General features: G+C 62.7%; 16 protein-coding genes and 1 pseudogene. 12 read left to right on the forward strand and 5 right to left on the reverse strand.

Annotated elements, in window-relative coordinates:
* The first annotated feature begins 8 nt into the window (after positions 1-8).
* Positions 9-755 (forward strand): tetratricopeptide repeat protein, encoded by a 747-nt coding sequence (locus GH665_RS32615; RefSeq protein ID WP_153142408.1) that lies wholly within the window; start codon positions 9-11, stop codon positions 753-755.
* Positions 752-1,435 (forward strand): Fe2+-dependent dioxygenase, encoded by a 684-nt coding sequence (locus tag GH665_RS32620; RefSeq protein ID WP_153141239.1) that lies wholly within the window; start codon positions 752-754, stop codon positions 1,433-1,435. The genes GH665_RS32615 and GH665_RS32620 overlap by 4 nt, the downstream gene beginning before the upstream one ends.
* A gap of 168 nt (positions 1,436-1,603) precedes the next feature.
* Here the strand turns inward: GH665_RS32620 and GH665_RS32625 are convergent, their stop codons facing one another.
* Entirely contained in the window at positions 1,604-2,059 is a 456-nt protein-coding gene (locus GH665_RS32625) for a RidA family protein (protein WP_246216439.1), read from the reverse strand.
* Between the two features lie 403 nt (positions 2,060-2,462).
* Between GH665_RS32625 and GH665_RS32630 the strand changes: the two genes are divergently transcribed.
* From GH665_RS32630 to GH665_RS32650, 5 genes are all read left to right on the forward strand, one after another.
* Entirely contained in the window at positions 2,463-2,882 is a 420-nt protein-coding gene (locus GH665_RS32630) for a lysozyme inhibitor LprI family protein (protein WP_153141240.1), read from the forward strand.
* Between the two features lie 646 nt (positions 2,883-3,528).
* Positions 3,529-4,278 carry a (2Fe-2S)-binding protein gene (locus GH665_RS32635; RefSeq protein ID WP_153141241.1) on the forward strand — a complete coding sequence of 250 codons (750 nt, stop codon included), beginning with the start codon at positions 3,529-3,531 and terminating at the stop codon, positions 4,276-4,278.
* Between the two features lie 13 nt (positions 4,279-4,291).
* Complete coding sequence (locus GH665_RS32640; protein ID WP_153141242.1) at positions 4,292-5,293, forward strand: FAD binding domain-containing protein; 1,002 nt, start codon at positions 4,292-4,294, stop codon at positions 5,291-5,293.
* Entirely contained in the window at positions 5,290-7,512 is a 2,223-nt protein-coding gene (locus GH665_RS32645) for a xanthine dehydrogenase family protein molybdopterin-binding subunit (protein ID WP_153141243.1), read from the forward strand. Before GH665_RS32640 ends, GH665_RS32645 begins: the two co-directional genes overlap by 4 nt.
* Before the next feature lie 77 nt (positions 7,513-7,589).
* The gene (locus tag GH665_RS32650; protein ID WP_153141244.1) at positions 7,590-8,177 is read left to right on the forward strand and encodes a nucleotidyltransferase family protein; all 588 of its coding nucleotides are present in this window, start codon (positions 7,590-7,592) and stop codon (positions 8,175-8,177) included.
* On the opposite strand, the gene GH665_RS32655 is transcribed toward GH665_RS32650, so the two are convergent.
* Positions 8,174-9,091: a LysR family transcriptional regulator gene (locus GH665_RS32655; RefSeq protein WP_153141245.1), complete on the reverse strand. Its 918-nt coding sequence runs from the start codon at positions 9,089-9,091 to the stop codon at positions 8,174-8,176. The genes GH665_RS32650 and GH665_RS32655 overlap by 4 nt on opposite strands.
* Positions 9,092-9,266: 175 nt before the next feature.
* Here GH665_RS32655 and GH665_RS32660 point away from each other — a divergent pair, with 175 nt between their 5' ends.
* From GH665_RS32660 to GH665_RS38845, 5 genes and pseudogenes are all read left to right on the forward strand, one after another.
* Positions 9,267-9,971: an SDR family NAD(P)-dependent oxidoreductase gene (locus GH665_RS32660; RefSeq protein ID WP_153141246.1), complete on the forward strand. Its 705-nt coding sequence runs from the start codon at positions 9,267-9,269 to the stop codon at positions 9,969-9,971.
* A 194-nt stretch (positions 9,972-10,165) separates the two neighbouring features.
* Positions 10,166-10,849 (forward strand): annotated as a pseudogene (locus GH665_RS39285) (DUF4130 domain-containing protein); the annotation flags it as partial.
* An 86-nt stretch (positions 10,850-10,935) separates the two neighbouring features.
* Positions 10,936-11,697: a UdgX family uracil-DNA binding protein gene (locus GH665_RS39290; RefSeq protein WP_246216529.1), complete on the forward strand. Its 762-nt coding sequence runs from the start codon at positions 10,936-10,938 to the stop codon at positions 11,695-11,697.
* A gap of 186 nt (positions 11,698-11,883) precedes the next feature.
* The gene (locus GH665_RS32670) at positions 11,884-12,588 is read left to right on the forward strand and encodes a PIG-L deacetylase family protein (RefSeq protein WP_153141247.1); all 705 of its coding nucleotides are present in this window, start codon (positions 11,884-11,886) and stop codon (positions 12,586-12,588) included.
* A gap of 81 nt (positions 12,589-12,669) precedes the next feature.
* Positions 12,670-12,822 (forward strand): hypothetical protein, encoded by a 153-nt coding sequence (locus GH665_RS38845; RefSeq protein WP_165614491.1) that lies wholly within the window; start codon positions 12,670-12,672, stop codon positions 12,820-12,822.
* 56 nt (positions 12,823-12,878) lie between these two features.
* Here GH665_RS38845 and GH665_RS32675 read toward each other — a convergent pair whose 3' ends face one another.
* From GH665_RS32675 to aepX, 3 genes are read right to left on the reverse strand one after another with little or no spacing between them, the layout of a single operon-like run.
* The gene (locus GH665_RS32675) at positions 12,879-13,946 is read right to left on the reverse strand and encodes a 2-aminoethylphosphonate aminotransferase (protein WP_153141248.1); all 1,068 of its coding nucleotides are present in this window, start codon (positions 13,944-13,946) and stop codon (positions 12,879-12,881) included.
* A gap of 11 nt (positions 13,947-13,957) precedes the next feature.
* The gene (gene aepY / locus GH665_RS32680; RefSeq protein WP_153141249.1) at positions 13,958-15,124 is read right to left on the reverse strand and encodes a phosphonopyruvate decarboxylase; all 1,167 of its coding nucleotides are present in this window, start codon (positions 15,122-15,124) and stop codon (positions 13,958-13,960) included.
* A complete protein-coding gene (gene aepX / locus GH665_RS32685; RefSeq protein ID WP_153141250.1) occupies positions 15,121-16,842 on the reverse strand; it encodes a phosphoenolpyruvate mutase in 1,722 nt (573 codons plus the stop codon). Before aepX ends, aepY begins: the two co-directional genes overlap by 4 nt.
* Positions 16,843-17,954 lie beyond the last annotated feature (1,112 nt).

The raw sequence follows: 17,954 nt of genomic DNA on the forward strand, positions 1-17,954 counted from the left end.
AAGGCATGATGGAACAGGTGACGCTGAAGGCGCTGGCGAGCGTGTCGCATGACGAACTCGCCGCGATCCTCTCCGGCCCGCCTGCCCACGCCGCCGCGTGGGTGGCGGCTGCCGCGCGCAACGGCATCGTCGAAGCGCAGGCGGTGTACGGCCAGTATCTGCTCGACGGTCACGGCGTGGAACGCAATGCCGAAGAAGCGTTGACGTGGTTCAGGCACGCGGCCCGGCAGGATCATCCGATGGCGATGAACATGCTGGGCCGCTGCTACGAACACGGTTGGGGAACGGCCGCGTGCGCGCCGGTAGCCGTGTACTGGTACCGGCTCGCGGCCCAGGCGGGACTCGACTGGGGTATGTATAACTACGCGTCGGCGCTGGCGCTCGGCGATGGTGTGGAGTGCGACCGGGCGCAGGCGTTGCAATGGTTCCGGCGCGCCGCCGAGATGGGGCACGTGAAGTCGCTCAACTATATCGGCAGCTTTTACGAAGACGGCTGGGCCGTCGATGCCGACGCAGGCATCGCGCTCGACTATTACCGGCGCGCCGCGGTGGGCGGCGACTTTCGCGGCCAGTTCAACTATGCGCGGCTGCTGGCCACGCGCGGCGAGATCGACGCCGCGCTCGGATGGCTGCGGCGCGTGCCGATGACGGCAACGGCGGCATTCGTCGAGAAAATGCGGGCATGGCTGGCCGCTTCGCCAGTGGCTGCATTTCGTGCCCTCGCTGAGGAGATTAACCAGGAGGTGCACGCATGATGTTGCATCTGCAGGGCGTACTCAGCAAACAACAGGTCGCGCAATGCCGTGAAGTTCTCGACGCGGCGCAATGGATCGACGGCAATGCGACGTCCGGCGAACAGTCGGCGCAGGCCAAACGCAACCAGCAATTGCCCGAAGGCTCCCCGGCCGCGCGCGCGGTGGGCGATGCGATTCAGGACGCGCTCGGGCGCAATCCGCGGTTCTTTTCCGCCGCTTTGCCGCTGAAAGTCTTTCCACCGCTGTTTAACCGCTATGCAGGCGGCGACGGTTTCGGCACGCATGTGGACAACGCGATCCGCCAGTTACGCGGCACCGACTTCCGCATTCGCAGCGATCTGTCGGCCACGCTCTTTCTTGCCGAGCCGGACACTTACGACGGCGGCGAACTCTGCATCGAAGACACCTATGGTGTGCATCGCGCGAAGCTGCCGGCGGGCGATATGGTGCTCTACCCTGCTTCAAGCCTGCATCACGTGAGCCCGGTGACGCGTGGCGTGCGGATCGCATCGTTCTTCTGGATTCAGAGCATGGTGCGCGACGACGGCGAACGCGCCATGCTGTTTCAACTCGACAACGACGTGCAGCGCCTCGCTGCCGAGAAAGGTTCGAACGATCCGACGGTGGTGAGTCTTACCGGTATTTATCACAATCTGCTGCGCCGCTGGGCTGATGCGTAGCAGACGATGCAGGCGTCGGCGATAGAAGTGTGAGGGGCATCCACGACACCCGAAAACCGGGTAGTTCTGCGTTTTCACATTCCCTCGGCCAAGTTCAGCTGGTCTACGTCAACTCTCAGATCGTTTCAATCGACGGACAGACCAGCACGTAGGCATGGTGACGAGCCGTCACGCCGTTTTGGCTGCTGTCACCGTTACTTCAACTAGCCATCCCGGCTCGACCAGTCCAACGACTTGCGAGCGAGTGCGAGTGGGTAGGTTGGGCTGTGTTTTCGAGCCGAAATAGTCGAGATAGACACTTGAAAAGCCTTCGTAATCGGGTTTTCCGTTGTTCGCTGGATCACCGACAAAGATCGCCTGCATAGCAACGACATCGCCCAACGCGTAGCCCCTGCTGCCGAGGATTTTGGCGATCTGATCGAATACGCTTTTCGTCTGGGCTCGTGTATCGCCAAAGTGGGCAACCGTGTGGGGTTCGGCATCGAAGTTCGATGGTAATGCCCCGATGCCACTCAACACGATATATTTTGCGCCTGCGGGAATTTCGATAGCCTCCGAAAATTCTCTCGCCCACAACTCCGTCATGGAGCGAGGGGTTTCATGCCGGACGATGGCACTGCTCATGTCGTTCTCCGTGTTCGATGTAGGGACCGCAGTGTGCGTGAACATAACACTGTTATTTATCACTTGACCAAGTTGATAAGTACAACGGGTTCATCCGCGATGACTTCGCACTTTAATGCCACATCGCTAACGGAATGAAGGGCTGCTTTCAGCAGATATGAAGTCCGCATCAGGTCCTAATGGTGCTCCTTGTCGTACGGAGGAGTTTAGCCATGGGCGAACACCGAACTACGCTACGACCAGCCAAAAGCGATGCCATAGCCATCCATTCCGTTCACCTCTGACGAATGATAAAGTCTTATCGACTTCGCCACCGCGAGGAAAATATGCCGAATGAATCAATGCGTCTAAGTCCTGCTGGTTGGGCGGATTTGCGCCGTCGTGAGGGTGCGCAGGGGGCGCGATGAAGGTCGCACTGCTGGCCCTCGCACTCGTGTGTTCTTCCGCACTCGCTGACACCGTCGATCCTGCCGAGGTCATCTCGCGACAGAGCGGACTACCCGCGAGCGAGGTGCAAGGCATGCTTGCGAACTGTGACGCAAACCAGACGAGCCTGAACTTCTGTGCATGGCGCGACAGGGTGGTTGCCGAGCAGAAGCTGCAGGATGTTGTTGACGACAAAGTCGCAAAGTCTCCCGGCTGCAAAGCGCGTCTGGAGGACAGAATCGCCGCGTGGAAGAAGCGCCACGATGCCAGTTGCAAGAAGTCGGCAGAGGCAGAAAACGGAGGTGGTTCCATCGTGCCAATGGAAATTGCCGCCTGTCAGGCTGCGGAAACCGACCACATGACGAAGGTAATTGCATCGATCCACCGCTGCAATTGACCGACAAGGCGTTCATCGAGATTGGCATAGGGACCACCATCGTGTCCTATGTCCACTCGACCCGAATCTTCGACCGATGAAGCACAAGACGCGCTGCTCGCGTCTCGTTCCGCCGCAGCGATTGCTGAAATTCGACGCGCATGCGTGCACCGACTCTGTACCGACAGCAGCAACTTAGCGGCGCACTGGATTCGGTGGATCAACTTTTGCAACGCGGATCGAAATAGATAGACGGTCAGTTAGCGATGGTCGCGGAGGCATTGCACGAACTTGCCAGGCAGACTCCTCGTCCCAAGCAAAACAGTCTTTCTTTTTGCACCCAGAAAGAAGGCACCCACGCGTATTTACTTTCCCGTTCGTTAAGCGCAACGTTAGTAATTGACGTGCGCCAACGCATATCTGGTTGCGCTTCCACGATTCGAGCGGATTCTCCACAGCTTGTCGCCGGATCACGATGAATCGAGTTGCGCCACGTCGACAACCTGTTGCGTTCGCAACGGCACCAAAATTGCTGAGTGTGTGATGAGCCAGACCGCGACACTTCGGATGCCTGCGCATGGGATACCCGCACGTCGGATATCCGGGCGTGGGATACCCGTATGTCGTCATGCCTGCATTGACCTTTCAATGGAGCCAGCAGACCGTCATGTCCACGAGAAACAAACCTCAGGATCCGGGCGACGAGCCCGACATCGCACCACCCCAACCTTCGCGCCGCCGCTTTCTGCAATCGGCTGCCGCTGCCGCCACCATCGGCGCGGCGCCACATTTGCGGGCCCAGACACCCACTCCGGCCGCGCCCCCACCCGCCGAAACCCATACTCCGGTGCCGAGCCGACCAGTCACGCTAACCGTCAACGGTCGTGCTTATACGCTGCAACTGGAGCCACGCGTAACCCTGCTCGATGCGCTGCGCGAGTACGCTGGCCTGATGGGTACGAAAAAAGGCTGCGACCGTGGGCAATGCGGGGCATGCACGGTAATCGCCGACGGCCGTCGTATCAATTCCTGCCTGACGCTCGCCGTGATGCATGAAGGAGAAAACATCACGACGGTTGAAGGACTTGCCAGCAACGACGTGCTGAGTCCATTACAACGGGCCTTCATCGAACACGATGCGTTCCAGTGCGGCTACTGTACGTCCGGGCAGTTGTGTTCCGCGACTGCCCTGCTGAACGAATTCCGTAACGGCACCGCCAGCGCCGTGACCGCCGATGTCCGCAGCCGTCCGCCCCAGCTTTCCGATGACGAAATCCGCGAGCGCATGAGCGGAAATATCTGTCGCTGCGGCGCGTATGCCAACATCGTCGCGGCGGTGCGCGCCGTGCATGAGGGCGGCGGCCAAAACAGCGCGGGCGCCGGCAGCAACGGCGGCCAGCACGACGCCAACGCCTGACGGAGCGACCAGCATGGATGCGATCTCTTACGAACGCGCGGGCGACGTCGCCGGCGCCGTGCGCGCGGCGCAGCAGCCAGGGACGGTATTCATCGGCGGCGGCACCAATCTGCTCGACCTGATGAAAGGCGGCGTGGCGCGGCCAATGCGGCTTATCGATATCACGCACATCAGCGGGCTCGATACGGTCGCCACGCTGCCGGATGGCGGTATCCGCATCGGCGCCCTGGTGCGCAATAGCGATGCGGCCAATCACGCGCTGGTGCGCGAACAATACCCGTTGCTGTCGCAAGCTTTTCTGGCCGGGGCCTCGTCGCAACTACGCAATATGGCGACCGTGGGCGGCAATCTGATGCAGCGCACCCGCTGCGGCTACTTTTACGACACCGCCTTCACGCAGTGCAATAAGCGCACGCCGGGCAGCGGCTGCGCGGCGCTCGAAGGCCACAATCGCACGCAGGCGATTCTCGGTGCGAGTCCGCAATGCATCGCCGTGAACCCGTCGGATATGAGCGTGGCGCTCGCTGCGCTCGACGCCGTCGTGCGCGTCACGGGCCCCGCAGGCGAGCGGACGATTGCGTTCGCGGATTTTCACAGGCTGCCCGGCGATCGGCCCGACGTCGATACAACCTTGCGGCCGGGAGAACTGATTACTGCCGTCGATTTGCCACCGCCTTTGTTCAGCGCGAACTCGCACTATCTGAAAGTGCGTGACCGGGCCAGTTACGCATTCGCGCTGGTGTCGGTGGCCGCCGCGTTGCAGATGGATGGCGATCACATAACAACCGCGCGCATCGCGTTGGGCGGCGTCGCGCACAAACCATGGCGTGCGAGTGCCGCTGAGCAGATGCTCAACGGCCAGCCGCTCACGCAGGCGAGGTTGCGTGATGCCGCAGCGGTCGCACTACGCGATGCCAGGCCGCAGCACGAAAATGCGTTCAAGGTGCAGCTCGCGCAACGCGCGATCGTGCGCGCAGTGAATCTGGCCGCGGGCCGCAGCGGAGGTGTCGCATGAACCTGATCGGTCAACCTATGGACCGCATCGACGGTCTGCTTAAAGTTACCGGCGAAGCGCGCTACGCCGCCGAGTTCCCCGAGGCGCGGCTTGCGCATGCCGTGCTGGTCACCAGCACGATTGCAAGCGGCACGATTACGTCGATCGACGCCAGCCGCGCGCAGGCATTGCCAGGCGTATTGCTGGTGATGACCTGTCAGAACGCGCCGCGCCTGCCGAATGGCGGCAAGCCCGCGTTGGCGCCACCGGCCGTCAGACGGCTGTCGCTGTTGCAGGACAACCAGGTTCAGTACAACAACGAGCCGGTCGCGGTGGTGGTTGCCGATACGCTCGAACATGCTGCCGACGCCGCCCGTCAGTTGCGCATCACCTATCAGAGCAGCGCGGCGGTACTCGATTTCGCACAGGCGAAGCCGAACGGACATGCGCCCGACAAACCGCAAGGCCGCACCACCGACACGCAACGCGGCAGCTTCGAGGACGGCATGCGCAGCGGTGCGGTCCACATCGACGCCGTCTACACGACACCGATCGAGCATCACAACCCGATGGAGCCGCACGCCACCATGGCGCGCTGGGATGGCCCGCAGCTCACGCTCTACGACTCGACGCAAGGCGTCAGCAATGCGGCGCAGGCGGTCGCCAGAACCTTCGGCGTGCCGGCGGCCGACGTACGCGTGATTTCGCCGTTCATCGGCGGTGGCTTCGGTTGCAAGGGATCGTCGTGGTCGCACGTATCGTTATGCGCGATGGCGGCGAAACAGACCGGGCGCCCGGTGCGTCTCGTGCTCGAGCGGCCACAGATGTTCGGGCCGGTCGGCGCGCGGCCGCATACCGAACAGCATTTCACGCTTGCCGCGCGGCACGACGGCACGCTGACGGCGATGCGCCACGACAGTACCTCGAACACGTCGGTGTTCGAAGACTGGACCGAGACCTGCTGCATGGTCACGCGCATGTTGTATGCGGTGCCCAATCAGATCACGACGCACAGGATCGTGCCGATGAATCTCGGCACGCCGACCTTCATGCGCGCGCCCGGCGAGACAACCGGTTCGTTCGCGCTCGAATCGGCAATGGACGAACTCGCCGTGGCACTGAAGATGGACCCGCTCGCGCTGCGCCTGAAGAATTACGCCGAAGCCGATCCGCAGGAAAACAAGCCGTGGTCCAGCAAGTCCCTGCGCGAGTGCTATCAGATCGGCGCGGAGAAATTCGGCTGGTCGCGGCGTACCGGCGCACCGCGCTCGATGCGCGACGGCAACACGCTGATCGGCATGGGCATGGCCACCGCGACCTATCCGGCCAACCGCAGCGAAGCCGCAGCCATCGCACGGATTCTGCCGGACGGCAGCGCCATGGTCGCCTCCGGCACCCAGGACCTCGGCACCGGCACCTACACGGTGATGACCCAGGTGGCTGCCGACGCCCTCGGCTTCGCGCCGGAGAACATCCACTTCGCGCTCGGCGACTCGTCGTTGCCGAAAGCACCGGGGTCGGGCGGCTCGCAATCGGCGGCCAGCGTTTCGCCAGCAGTGCGCGAGGCCGCCAACGAAGCGCGCAGCCAGCTGATCGCCCTGGCGCTCGCCGACGAAGCATCGCCGGTGCATGGCGTCGCGCTCGACGACATCACGGTGGAGAACGGCTGGGTCGTGAGCCGTTCGCAACCGGCGAGACGCGATCCGGCGGCGGCGATCATCGCGCGCTCAGGCGGCAAACCGATCGAAGCCACCGCGACGGTCAAACCCGGCGATGAAAGGCAGAAATATTCGCTGCACTCGTTTGGCGCCGTGTTCGCCGAAGTCCATGTCGATGCGGATCTGGGCACGATTCGGGTCGCGCGCGTGGTCGGCGTATATGACGTGGGGCGCGTACTGAACCAGAAAACCGCGCGCAGCCAGTTGATGGGCGGCATCGTATGGGGCGTGGGCGCGGCGCTCCAGGAAGAGACCTCGCTCGATACGCGCTATGGGCGCTTCGTCAACGCGAATCTCGCCGAGTATCACGTGCCGGTGAATGCCGACATCGGTTCGCTCGACATCACGTTCATCGATCGGCCCGATCCGTATGTCAACTCGCTGGGCGTGCGCGGCATCGGCGAGATCGGCATTACCGGCGTACCGGCGGCCATCGCGAATGCGGTGTATCACGCGACCGGCGTGCGCGTGCGCGATCTGCCGGTGACGCTCGACAAGGTGATGGAAACGATGCGCGCATAACGGTCCATACATTGGCGCTTGCCTGCCGATGCGTTGCATCGCACAATCGGGCACATCCTTTCTAACGGTGCCCGTCCATGGCCTACGCCTCGCTCGCTACTGGCGTGTTGCTCGCCGCCGGCTTCGGCTCACGCTTCGACCCGGACGGCCTGCACAACAAGCTGCTCGCGCAGATGCCCGACGGCACGCCGGTCGCGCACGAAGCCGCACACCGGCTGCTGCGGGTCGTCTCGCATGTGCTGGCCGTGGTGCGGCCGGGCTCGGACGCCCTCGCCCGCCTGCTGAACGACGCCGGCTGTGACGTTGTGTTCGCCGAGAGTGCCAATCGTGGCATGGGTGCGAGTCTCGCCGCCGGCATCGAAGCCAGCGACGACGCCGAAGGCTGGATCGTCGCACTCGCCGATATGCCGCGCATCGCCACTCCCACAATTGAAGCCGTGGCGCGTGCGCTCGACGGCGGCGCTTCGATCGTCGCGCCGTTTTATCAGGGTCAGCGCGGCCATCCGGTTGGTTTCGGCATCGAGCATCGGGACGCTCTGGTGGCGCTCGACGGCGACACCGGCGCACGCGCGCTGTTGACCTCACAGCGGGTAATGCGGCTGGACGTCGACGATCCGGGGATTCTGCGGGACGTGGATACGCCGGAAGATCTGCGCAGCGTTTAACCCGACGACACCTGCTGACGGCACATTCTGAGAACGAGCTGCCTAAGCCAGCGATGAACCGGGTCATTCTCCGAACGGGGATGCCACATCTGCGAAACCGTAAAACCCTCAGTCACCACGGGAAGATCGAACGCGTAGACGCTGACGGCTGCACCGGGCTGCGTGTTCACAAAAGATTCCGGCAGGAGCGCGACCAGATCCGACGCTCGCGCCACGGCCAGCGCCGCCGGAAAACTCGGCACAACCGCGACAGTCGTGCGCTCCAGACCAGACTGGGCAAGCGCGGCGTCAAGCGAGTCGATTGTCTGGCGGCCGTATGGCGCGACGACGTGACCAAACGCGGCGTATTGCTCGATCGTCACCTCCTGTTTCAGGTCGAGGGGATGCCCCTTTCTGACGACACCCAGAAAACGGTCTCGAAACAGGGCCTGGACGCGAATTTCAGGCCCCATTTCCTCCACGACGCCGATCTCGAGATCGGCGGAGCCATTGCGCAGATATTCCGCGTTCTTTTCGGGCTTGGACGAAAAGTGCAAGCGCACAAACGGCGCCTGCGCAGTCACTTCTGCGATCAAGGGCGCACCGAAGGCTTCCACGAAGGCTTCATTGACACGAATCGTCAGGGTTCTGCGCAAGGTTGAAAAATCCAGCGCCGCGGGCGACGGGCGCAGCAAGGAACGCGCGTCCTGAACGATATTTTGCGTTCGCTCACGAATCTCCTCCGCATACGGCGTCAGCACCATCTGGCGCCCGGCCCGGACCAGTAATGAATCGCCGGTCGCGGCGCGAAGCCGGGTCAGCGTGCGGCTCATTGCCGACGCACTCAAATGCAACGACCGGGCGGCGCGCGTCACGTTTTTCTCGGTGAGCAACGCATCTAGCGCGAAAAGAAGATTGAGGTCCGGTTCAGACATTTTTTTAATCGTAGTTGGCGGAGATGGGATAAGGCGTCTGATGCAGATATTAGTTGCATTCAGCGCGGCTTCCGCCCTTTCCTGCGTATGGCTATATTGGATTGCACAATTTATCCACGAGGATCGCTCCCGTTAGATTCAGGTTCGGGAACAGCTTCGTTTACCGGAAATACCCATGAAAAACACCCATTCGCAGAAAACCGTCCTCCTTATCGGCGCGTCCCGCGGCCTTGGATTGGCGATGGTCGCGGAATATTTGAAGCGCGGTTACCAGGTCATCGCCACAGGACGAACAGGCTCGACCGACAAGCTCCGGCATGTCGCGGAGGCCTCCGCTGGCGCGCTGGAAGTAGAGACTGTCGATATCACGAGTCTGGAACAGATCGCAGCGCTGCGCACCCGCCTTGCAGACCGTCGTATCGATGTGCTCTTTGTGAACGCCGGCGTCAAGAACGACGATGGGGAAACAATCGCGGATGTCTCGACCGAGGAATTTGTGCGCGTGATGGTGACGAATTCGCTAAGTCCGATGAGAGTCATCGACGCGTTTCAGGACCTCGTCCCGCCGACTGGAACGATCGGTGTCATGTCGTCGGGGCAAGGCAGTATCGCGAATGCCACCAACGCGAATTACGAAGTCTACCGGGGCAGCAAGGCCGCGCTGAATATGTTCATGCGTACTTTCGCGGCGCGCAGCGCCGAGTATCCGCGCAGTCTCCTGCTGATGGCGCCAGGATGGGTCCAGACCGATATGGGCGGTCCTACGGCGCGCCTGACCATCGGGGAAAGCATTCCGAACCTGGTCAATACGATCGAGGCTTATGAAGGGCGTGCCGGCCTGCATTACCTCGACTACCTCGGAAAGGTCGTGCCCTGGTGACCAGCGCCGTTGACCGAAATACCTGTCGGCTTGCGAGCGTGTCTCTGTCCCAGTTGCAATGACGTGCGCTCGCGGCGCGGGCTCGATCCGGCTGACTTGATCCGAGCAGGCGTTCTGGCGCATACTGTATATCCATACAGTATTTTGCTGCATAGGTACGCGCTTCAAGATGCGCGTTTCCACGGCGCGTCAGCATGAAACGCATTCCGATCGAACCGTCTTTCGCCACATGGCGGCGTGCCGCGCGGGTACTGCTGCGGCAAGGTAGCGAGCCGCTACAGGTCGAGTGGGTCGAATCCGAAGCTGAAGCTGGGGCTGCAACTCCGGGCGTGCCGGCTACTGAATCCGCGTTCGCCACGGCGGGTGCCTCCGGCCCAGCAATCGCTGCCGCCGCTGCCCCAGGCCTCGCCACGCCCGTGATTCCCCGCGAACTGCTCTCCTGGCTGAAAACGGCGGCGTGCTTCCGCGCGCCGGACCGCTGGGCGCTGCTGTACCGCGTCCTTTGGCGCTGGACGCGCAGCGAGCGCAATGTCCTCGACCCCGGCGACCCGGACGGCGCGCTGCTGGATCAGCGCATCCGCACTATCGAGCGCGAAACCGAAGACCTGCTGACACTCACCTTGTTCAGACGGCGTGATCCGTCGATGGGGCCACCCGAATTCGTCGGCTGGTACGAGCCGCATCACGACTTGCTGGAGCGGGCCGCCGTGTGGTTCGCCGAGCGCATGGGCAATTCCACGTGGATGCTGGCCACGCCGCACGGCGCGGTGTTCTGGAACGGCATGCTGCTGCGCACTGACCGGCCGTTACGGGCGCAATGCGAGCAAGCCGCGCCAGCGTCAGCGGCCAGTGCGGCGGGTGCACTGAGCGGCGAAGCCGTCACCAGCACACCCACCGAGGCGCTCTGGCTCGCGTACTACAGCAACGCCGTCAATAGCCTGCCGTCGCCGGTGCCGCTGCGTTACTGGAGAATGCCGCCCGCGGGTCCACCGCTGCCCGCACATCTCGCGCGCGAACGCAGCCGTCTCGGCGCGCAAAGCGCGGCTGTCACCGTTCCCCGCACACCGCCGGTCGAGTATTCGGCCGCGACGCCCCCTTGCAGGAGCCCACTGGCCCGCTCGCCACCTGCCGGCGCTGCGCGTTATGGCGCAACGCGAAACAGGCGGTGGCGGGCGCCGGGCCCGCACCTGCGGCGATCATGGTGATCGGCGAACAGCCGGGCGAAGACGAGAATCAGCATGGCGAGCCCTTCACCGGCCCGGCCGGCCAACTGCTGGACTCCGTGCTGGCACGCGCCGGACTGGAGCGCCAAGCGCTGTATCTGACGTATGCCGTCAAGCATTACAAATGGGAAACACTCGACCAGCAACGCGTCCATCGCACACCCGTGTGGCGCGAACTCGAGGCTTGTCAGTACTGGCTGGAAAAAGAACTGGCGCGGGTCGCGCCGCGCGTCATCGTCGCACTCGGCGCGACGGCGTTGCAAACACTGACCGGCGCGCACGTCAATCTGTCCGAATACCTTGGTCAAACCATCGCCCACGACGGGCGCCTGATCGTACCGACCTGGCACCCTTCGTATGCGCTAGGAATGGCCGACGCCACGTTACGCAACGACATCGTGGCGACCATCGCAACGGCGTTCAGCCGCGCAGCGGCGCTGGCGGACGGCAGTGCGCCCGCTCAAGGTGAGCAGGTTCGGGATAGGCCAGAGACACAACGGTGAGCCTCTACGGGAAGCCGCTGCAGAATCGGCCCGCCCAGGCACGCGGTTTGCACCGCTCACAACGATTACACAAGCCGCGCCAATTCCGCCTAAGCTGATGTGACGCCGTCGATCCGGCAAGTTTGTCTCACGCAATATTGAAGTTTCGAATGCGGCCCCGCACGTCTCGCAATCTCCACACATTCCATGAGCGAAACCAGCCCACGCCTTTTTATCGTCTCGCCCCATTTCGACGACGCCGTCTTCAGTTGCGGCGCATTACTTGCCGCCCACCCCGACGCCGCGGTCTGTACCGTATTCGCCGCCCCGCCCCAGCAGGAAATGCATACCGAATGGGATGCAAAGTCGGGGTTCACGAGCGCCCATCAGGCCATCCATGCCCGCACGCGCGAAGACAACCTCGCGCTCGAAGTGCTCGACGCGATTCCGCTACGCATGCCGTTTCGTGACGGCCAGTACCTGGACTCGCCGTCGATCGCCCGATTGGCTGCGGCGCTTGAAGAGACCATCTACCGCACGACCGCGAATACGCTGCTCATGCCACTCGGCCTGCGGCACGAGGATCACGTCCTGGTATTCGAAGCCTGTTGCGAAATCCTGCCGCGTCTGTCGCATCTCACATGGTTCGCCTATGAGGACGCGATTCACCGCCGCACACCCGGCGTCGTGCAGGCTCGCCTCGCCGACCTCGCGCAACGTGGCATTGTCGCCACGCCGGACTATCCGAACGCGAGTCACACGATCGATCTGCCGCGCCGCCTCCAACTCAAACGCGAAGCGGTCAACGCTTACGCAAGCCAACTGCGCGCATTCGGCGCCGGCAACTACGACGACGTTTTCGCCGCCGAACGCTACTGGCAGTTGAGCGCGGGCCGTCGCAGGAAAAAGTAAGGGGCGTGCGGTGCTGGATCGCCTACGCTAGAAGGAAACGGCCTGCGTTCAGGCACATTCCTGACTCAAAGAGGTGATGCAATGAGCTACGACATGCATACCAGCCCGATTCCCGATCCGAACGCCGATCCGAATCGGGACCCGGAAGCCGATCCGCTAGTGCCGCCGTCGCCGGGTCATCACACCGAGGAGCCGCAGCGGCCCGATGGACCGCCGGACAAAGATCCGGTGTGACGCCGCCGAGGACTTGCCGCCTGCCTTGCTAGCGGACACCCGAGTCAACGCGCGTCTTAGCGGGCCAGCTCGGAAAAGCCTTGCAGGAGACGCTCGATGTCGGCGGCGTGAATGTTGCCCATCGTCGAGATGCGGAACAGTTCGGCCGACAAACCGCCTTGACCGGCGTAAATGACGAAACCGCGCGCCTTCAGTGCGTCGTGCAGTTGCGGATACGCTACGCCGTTCGGCAAACGATACGCGCGCAACACCACCGACGATTGCTCCGGCGGCAACACGCTGCCGATGCCCCGCTCCGCCAGGCCCGCGCGCGCCTGCTCGGCGAGCGCTGCATAACGCGCGTGACGCGCACGCCAGCCGCCTTCGTCGGCAAGTTCGCGCAGTGCTTCGACCAGCGCGTAGTACGCATGCACCGACGGCGTGAACGGCGTATTACGCTGATCCTGCAAACGCGCGAGGCGTCCGAGGTCCAGGTAGTACGTGCGGCTCGCCGCCTGCGTGAGCGCCGCACGCCGCACCAGCACGAACGACGCGCCGGGTACGCCATGCAGACACTTGTTCGCGGTCGCCGCGACGGCGTCGAGACTGGCGTCGGCGAAATCGATCGCTTCCGCGCCGAAGCTGCTCACGCCGTCCACCAGCAAACGCAGACCGCGTTCGCGGCACAGCGCGCCGAGCGCCTGCAGATCGTTCAGACGGCCGGTGGTCGTTTCATGATGAATCACCGCGACGTGCGTGAACGCTTTGTCCGCGTCGAGGCGTTCGGCGATCTTCGCGAGATCCGGCGCCTGCATCCAGTCGTGCTTCAGCGACTCATGCGCAATGCCGTACTGCGTGGCGATCTGCGAAATGCGTTCGCCGTACACGCCGTTTTCCACCACCAGCAGCTTGCCGTTTTGCGGCACCAGCGCGGCGGTCATGGCTTCAACAGCGGCCGTGCCGGAACCGGTCATCAGGACCGCTTGCCATTCGCTTGCGTCGAGACCGTACAGATCGACCAGACGTGTGCGCGCTTCTTCCTGCAAGTCGAAAAACTCGCTTTCGCGGTGGCACAGATCCGTTTGCAACAGGCTGTTGCGGACGCGTTCGGTGAGCGTCACCGGGCCTGGATTGAGCAGCAGCATGAGCGGACTCCTTAAGCGGCGCCGATGTGGCGCATCAGGCGCGTCTTCACATCGGGCGGGGTGATAGTGGGGCGCGGCAGGCCATCGGGCGTGCCGCGGCGAATCGCCAGTCGCACGAAGCGCGGGCCGTGGGGCGACGGCGCTGTGCCGAACATCTCGTCGATCACGCCGACGTCGTCGCTTTCAAGCGCCGACGCGTAACCGCAAGCCGCGGCGACACCCGCAAACGACACCTGCGACGACACCGTCGCCTGACCACCGGTCGAATCGTGCGCGCCGTTGTCGAGCAACACGTGCGTGAGATTCGACGGGCCGTACGCGCCGAGCGTGGCGAAGGCGCCCATGCGCATCAGCGCTGCGCCGTCGCCGTCGAGCGCGACCACGTGCAGATCCGGACGCGCGAGTGCAAGACCCAGTGCAAACGGCGTCACGCAGCCCATCGAGCCGACCATGTACAACTGGTTGGGACGGTCGTCGATGGCATAGAGTTCGCGGCCGCAAAAACCGGTCGACGCTAGCACCACCGTGGATTCGAGCGGCGTGTGCGCGATGACTTTTTGCAGCGCGTCGTGACGCGAAGCCAATTCATTCGCCGCGACGTTTTTGAATTGCGAACGCGGCGCGACCGGCACGCGGCGCGCGCCGGCGGCGCCCTCTTTCAACTCGTATGGCGCCACGCTGCCCTTTTGCATCACGAGCGCGTAGGGGCGGCCGGTTTCATCCATGTGGGCAATGGCACGATCCAGCGCCGGGCCGATCGCGTCAGCCTCAGTCGGGAAAGTCTCCCACGGAATCTCCATCGTATCGAGCATCGCGGGCGTGACGGGTCCCATCAGCGCGTGCTGCGGCTCGTCAGCGACGCCGGGTTGACCGCGCCACGTCACGATCAGCAACTGCGGCAGACGGAAGGTCCACGTGAGCGAAGTCAACGGGCTCACCGCGTTGCCGAGCCCGGAGTTCTGCATCATCGTGATACCGCGCCGACCGTTCTGCGCGCCGAGCGTGACGCCGGCGATCAACGCAACCGCATCGCCTTCATTGGCGGCCGAGACGTAATGCAGCGATTCGTCCTGCAATACGTAGTTGATGAACGGCGTCAGATACGAGCACGGCACACCTGCGTACCAGTCGAAACCGCGCTCGCGCGCCGCCTCGACAAACTGTGCTGCCTCGATCATTGCGCCGCTCCGCTGGCGTCGTTCGTCTTGCTGCCGGCCGCTGCCGCAAACGGCGCTTGCGCATGCGCGAAATCGCCGGCGCGACGGAAGTCTTCCAGATCGTTCACGCCGCGCCAGTGGCCGTGCACGTATTGCACTTCGATCGCCTCACCTGCTTCGATCAGCGCATTGAGCAGCGCGGGCATGTCGAGCGAATCGAAATCCGGGCGCGCCTGCAACTTGCCTAGCACCGCTTGCAGACGCTCACGCCCTTCGCCGCGCACGTTCAGCAGACCCACCCAGCGGCCATGCGGCGTTTGCGAAGCGATGGCCGAGCTTGCCTCCTGCCCGCTCGACACGTGACGCAGCGTGACCTTGTTGCCGAACAGACCGCGATCGTCGGCTGCCGAGCACCATGCGAAATCGCGCACGCTGGCGTTTTCCGCATCGGTCAGCGACGAATCCACCACGACGCTGAACGCGGCTTCGCTCTCGACCAGATCGCGCAGGATGTAGCTGCGGAACAGCAGATCGCCGTACGAGATGACGGTGTCGCCCGCGAGCTTGCCGGCCGCGCAGGCGAGCGACGCCAGCTCGCCGGTTTGCGCGTGGCGTTCGTTGACGACCAGCTTGATACCGGCCGTGTCGATCGCATCGGCGCGATAACCGCCGACCACGGTGATGTCGTTGACGCTTTGCTTCTTGAACGCGTCGACGAGCCAGCGCAACAGCGGCTTGCCCGCGATCGGCAGCATGACTTTCGGACGATCTTCGGTGACGGCTTCGAGCCCCTTGCCGCGGCTTGCCGCGAGCACGATGGCGGAGCCCGCCGAGCGCCCGCTCGACAGATAGCGGTCTTCGGCTTCCGAGTATTCGTCCGCGTCTTGCAGACGGAAGATTTCGTTGACGGCGGCGATGCTGTCTTCGACGTTGACGAGCGTTTCGCTCGAGTGAATTTCCTTGGCGACGGCCTGCATGGCCGAGGTTGCTGCGCGGATCAGATGATTCGCCCAGATGACCGTGCTGATGCCGGCTTCGCGGAATACTTCGGTGGGCGTGCTGTAGTACTTGGTCGGCACGATGACGAGCGGCCCGCGGCCGGCCCATTCGCGCGCGAACTCGAGAATTTCATCGGGGCGCGAGAGCTTGCTGTGGATCAGGATCGCGTCCGCGCCTGCTTGCCGATAGGCTTCCGCGCGACGCAGCGCTTCGTCCATGCCCCAGCCGGCGATGAGTGCTTCGACGCGGGCGACGATCGAGAAATTTTCATCCGACTGCGAGTCTTTGCCGGCTTTGATCTTGCCGCAGAACTCGTCCATGTCGGCGAGCGGCTGGGCTTCGCCGTTGATGAAGCTGTTTGTTTTCGGGAATTGCTTGTCTTCGATACAGACGCCGGCGATGCCGCGCTGTTCGAGTTTGCGCACGAGGCGGCGCACGTTGTTGAAGTTACCGTAGCCGGTATCGCCATCGAGGAGGATGGGCAGATCGCTGGCATCGGCCATGAATTCGAGGTTATCGACGACTTGCGTCCAGCTGGCTTCGTTGTTGTCGCGCACGCCGAATTGGGCGGAGATCGCGAGACCCGAACCCCAGATCGCCTTGAAACCCGCTTCGCGGACGATACGGGCGGAGAGACCGTTGTGGGCCTCCATCATGAATTCGAGTTCGTTGCTGACGAGCATCTGGCGCAGGCGTGCGCTGCGGGAAGCCGGGATAAATGCGGGTTCGCGGGCGTTCATTTTCTTTACTCCTGGTAGCGGGCTTATTGGTGCTCTTTTTTGCCCGGCTGGCGACTGGAAAATGGCGACTATAGCTGAAATCGTTTTTATTGGTAGTGCCGGTTGTATTCAGGTTTTTTGAGGTTGTTGTTAAGTGGGAAAATGTGCTTTTTTTTGCATTTCATGCAGGGTAGTTTCTGGTTGGGGTTTTTTGGCGTTGCGTGGAGAAATGTGATTAGGCCCTGCGGGGCTTGGGGTTTGGGGTGGGTTTTTCGTTTTCTATTTATTTTGTTTTTTTGGTTTATATTGTTGGTGTTTGTTTTTTTCTGCATTAACTTCGGTCGTGGTTTATTAGTGTTTATCTTTTGGCCTTTCCTTGTTTTGTTAGTGGTCTATTAGTGTTGCCCCTGTGCGGGGCGGCACCTACTTTTCTTTGCCTGCCGCAAAGAAAAGTAGGCAAAAGAAAGCGGCTCAAACCGCTAATTCTTAAGCGGGTCCCCCGCACAGTAGCGGTAGTGGTGCATCTGGAATCTGTGCCCTCGCACATTCAGCCCCGGTGACAAGGGCGTCATACCTCCGGCGGCGCTGCGCGCGCCGATACCCGGTTCAGAACACCACCCGCTGGGTTTTGACTCTTCCGATTTACCCCGTTCCCGGTTCGTCGTTGCATCACTGCCATCAGGTGCGGTTTCGCTTTCCCGTTTATCCCTGTTCCCTGATTCGCTGTTGCCTCGCTGTTGCCAGCACAGCGGCGGCAGCGATCGCACCGCGAATGCGACGCACCGACATTTCATTTGAAGTGGGTTTCGCCGATCAGAGCGGGAGCGCCTCGCCGAGGCGAAGCCGATGGCTCCCGCTGCGCGAAGCAAACCCGCTGGTTTCCCAGGCAGACCCGTCCGCGACGCACGTAGTGCGGAGTGGGAGCTGATGAGCGCTTTGTCAACAGCGCGGAGTGTGCGAGTGCACGGATTCCAGATGCACCACTACCGTTACTGTGCGGGGGACCCGCTTATGAGCTTGCGGTGTGAAGCCGCTTTCTTTGCTTATCTTTCTTTGCGGCGGCAAAGAAAGTAAGTGCCGCCCCGCACAGGGGCAACGCTAATAGACCACTAACACAACAAGGAAAGGCCAAA

This window comes from Paraburkholderia agricolaris (assembly GCF_009455635.1).
GTDB classification, from domain to species: Bacteria; Pseudomonadota; Gammaproteobacteria; order Burkholderiales; family Burkholderiaceae; genus Paraburkholderia; species Paraburkholderia agricolaris.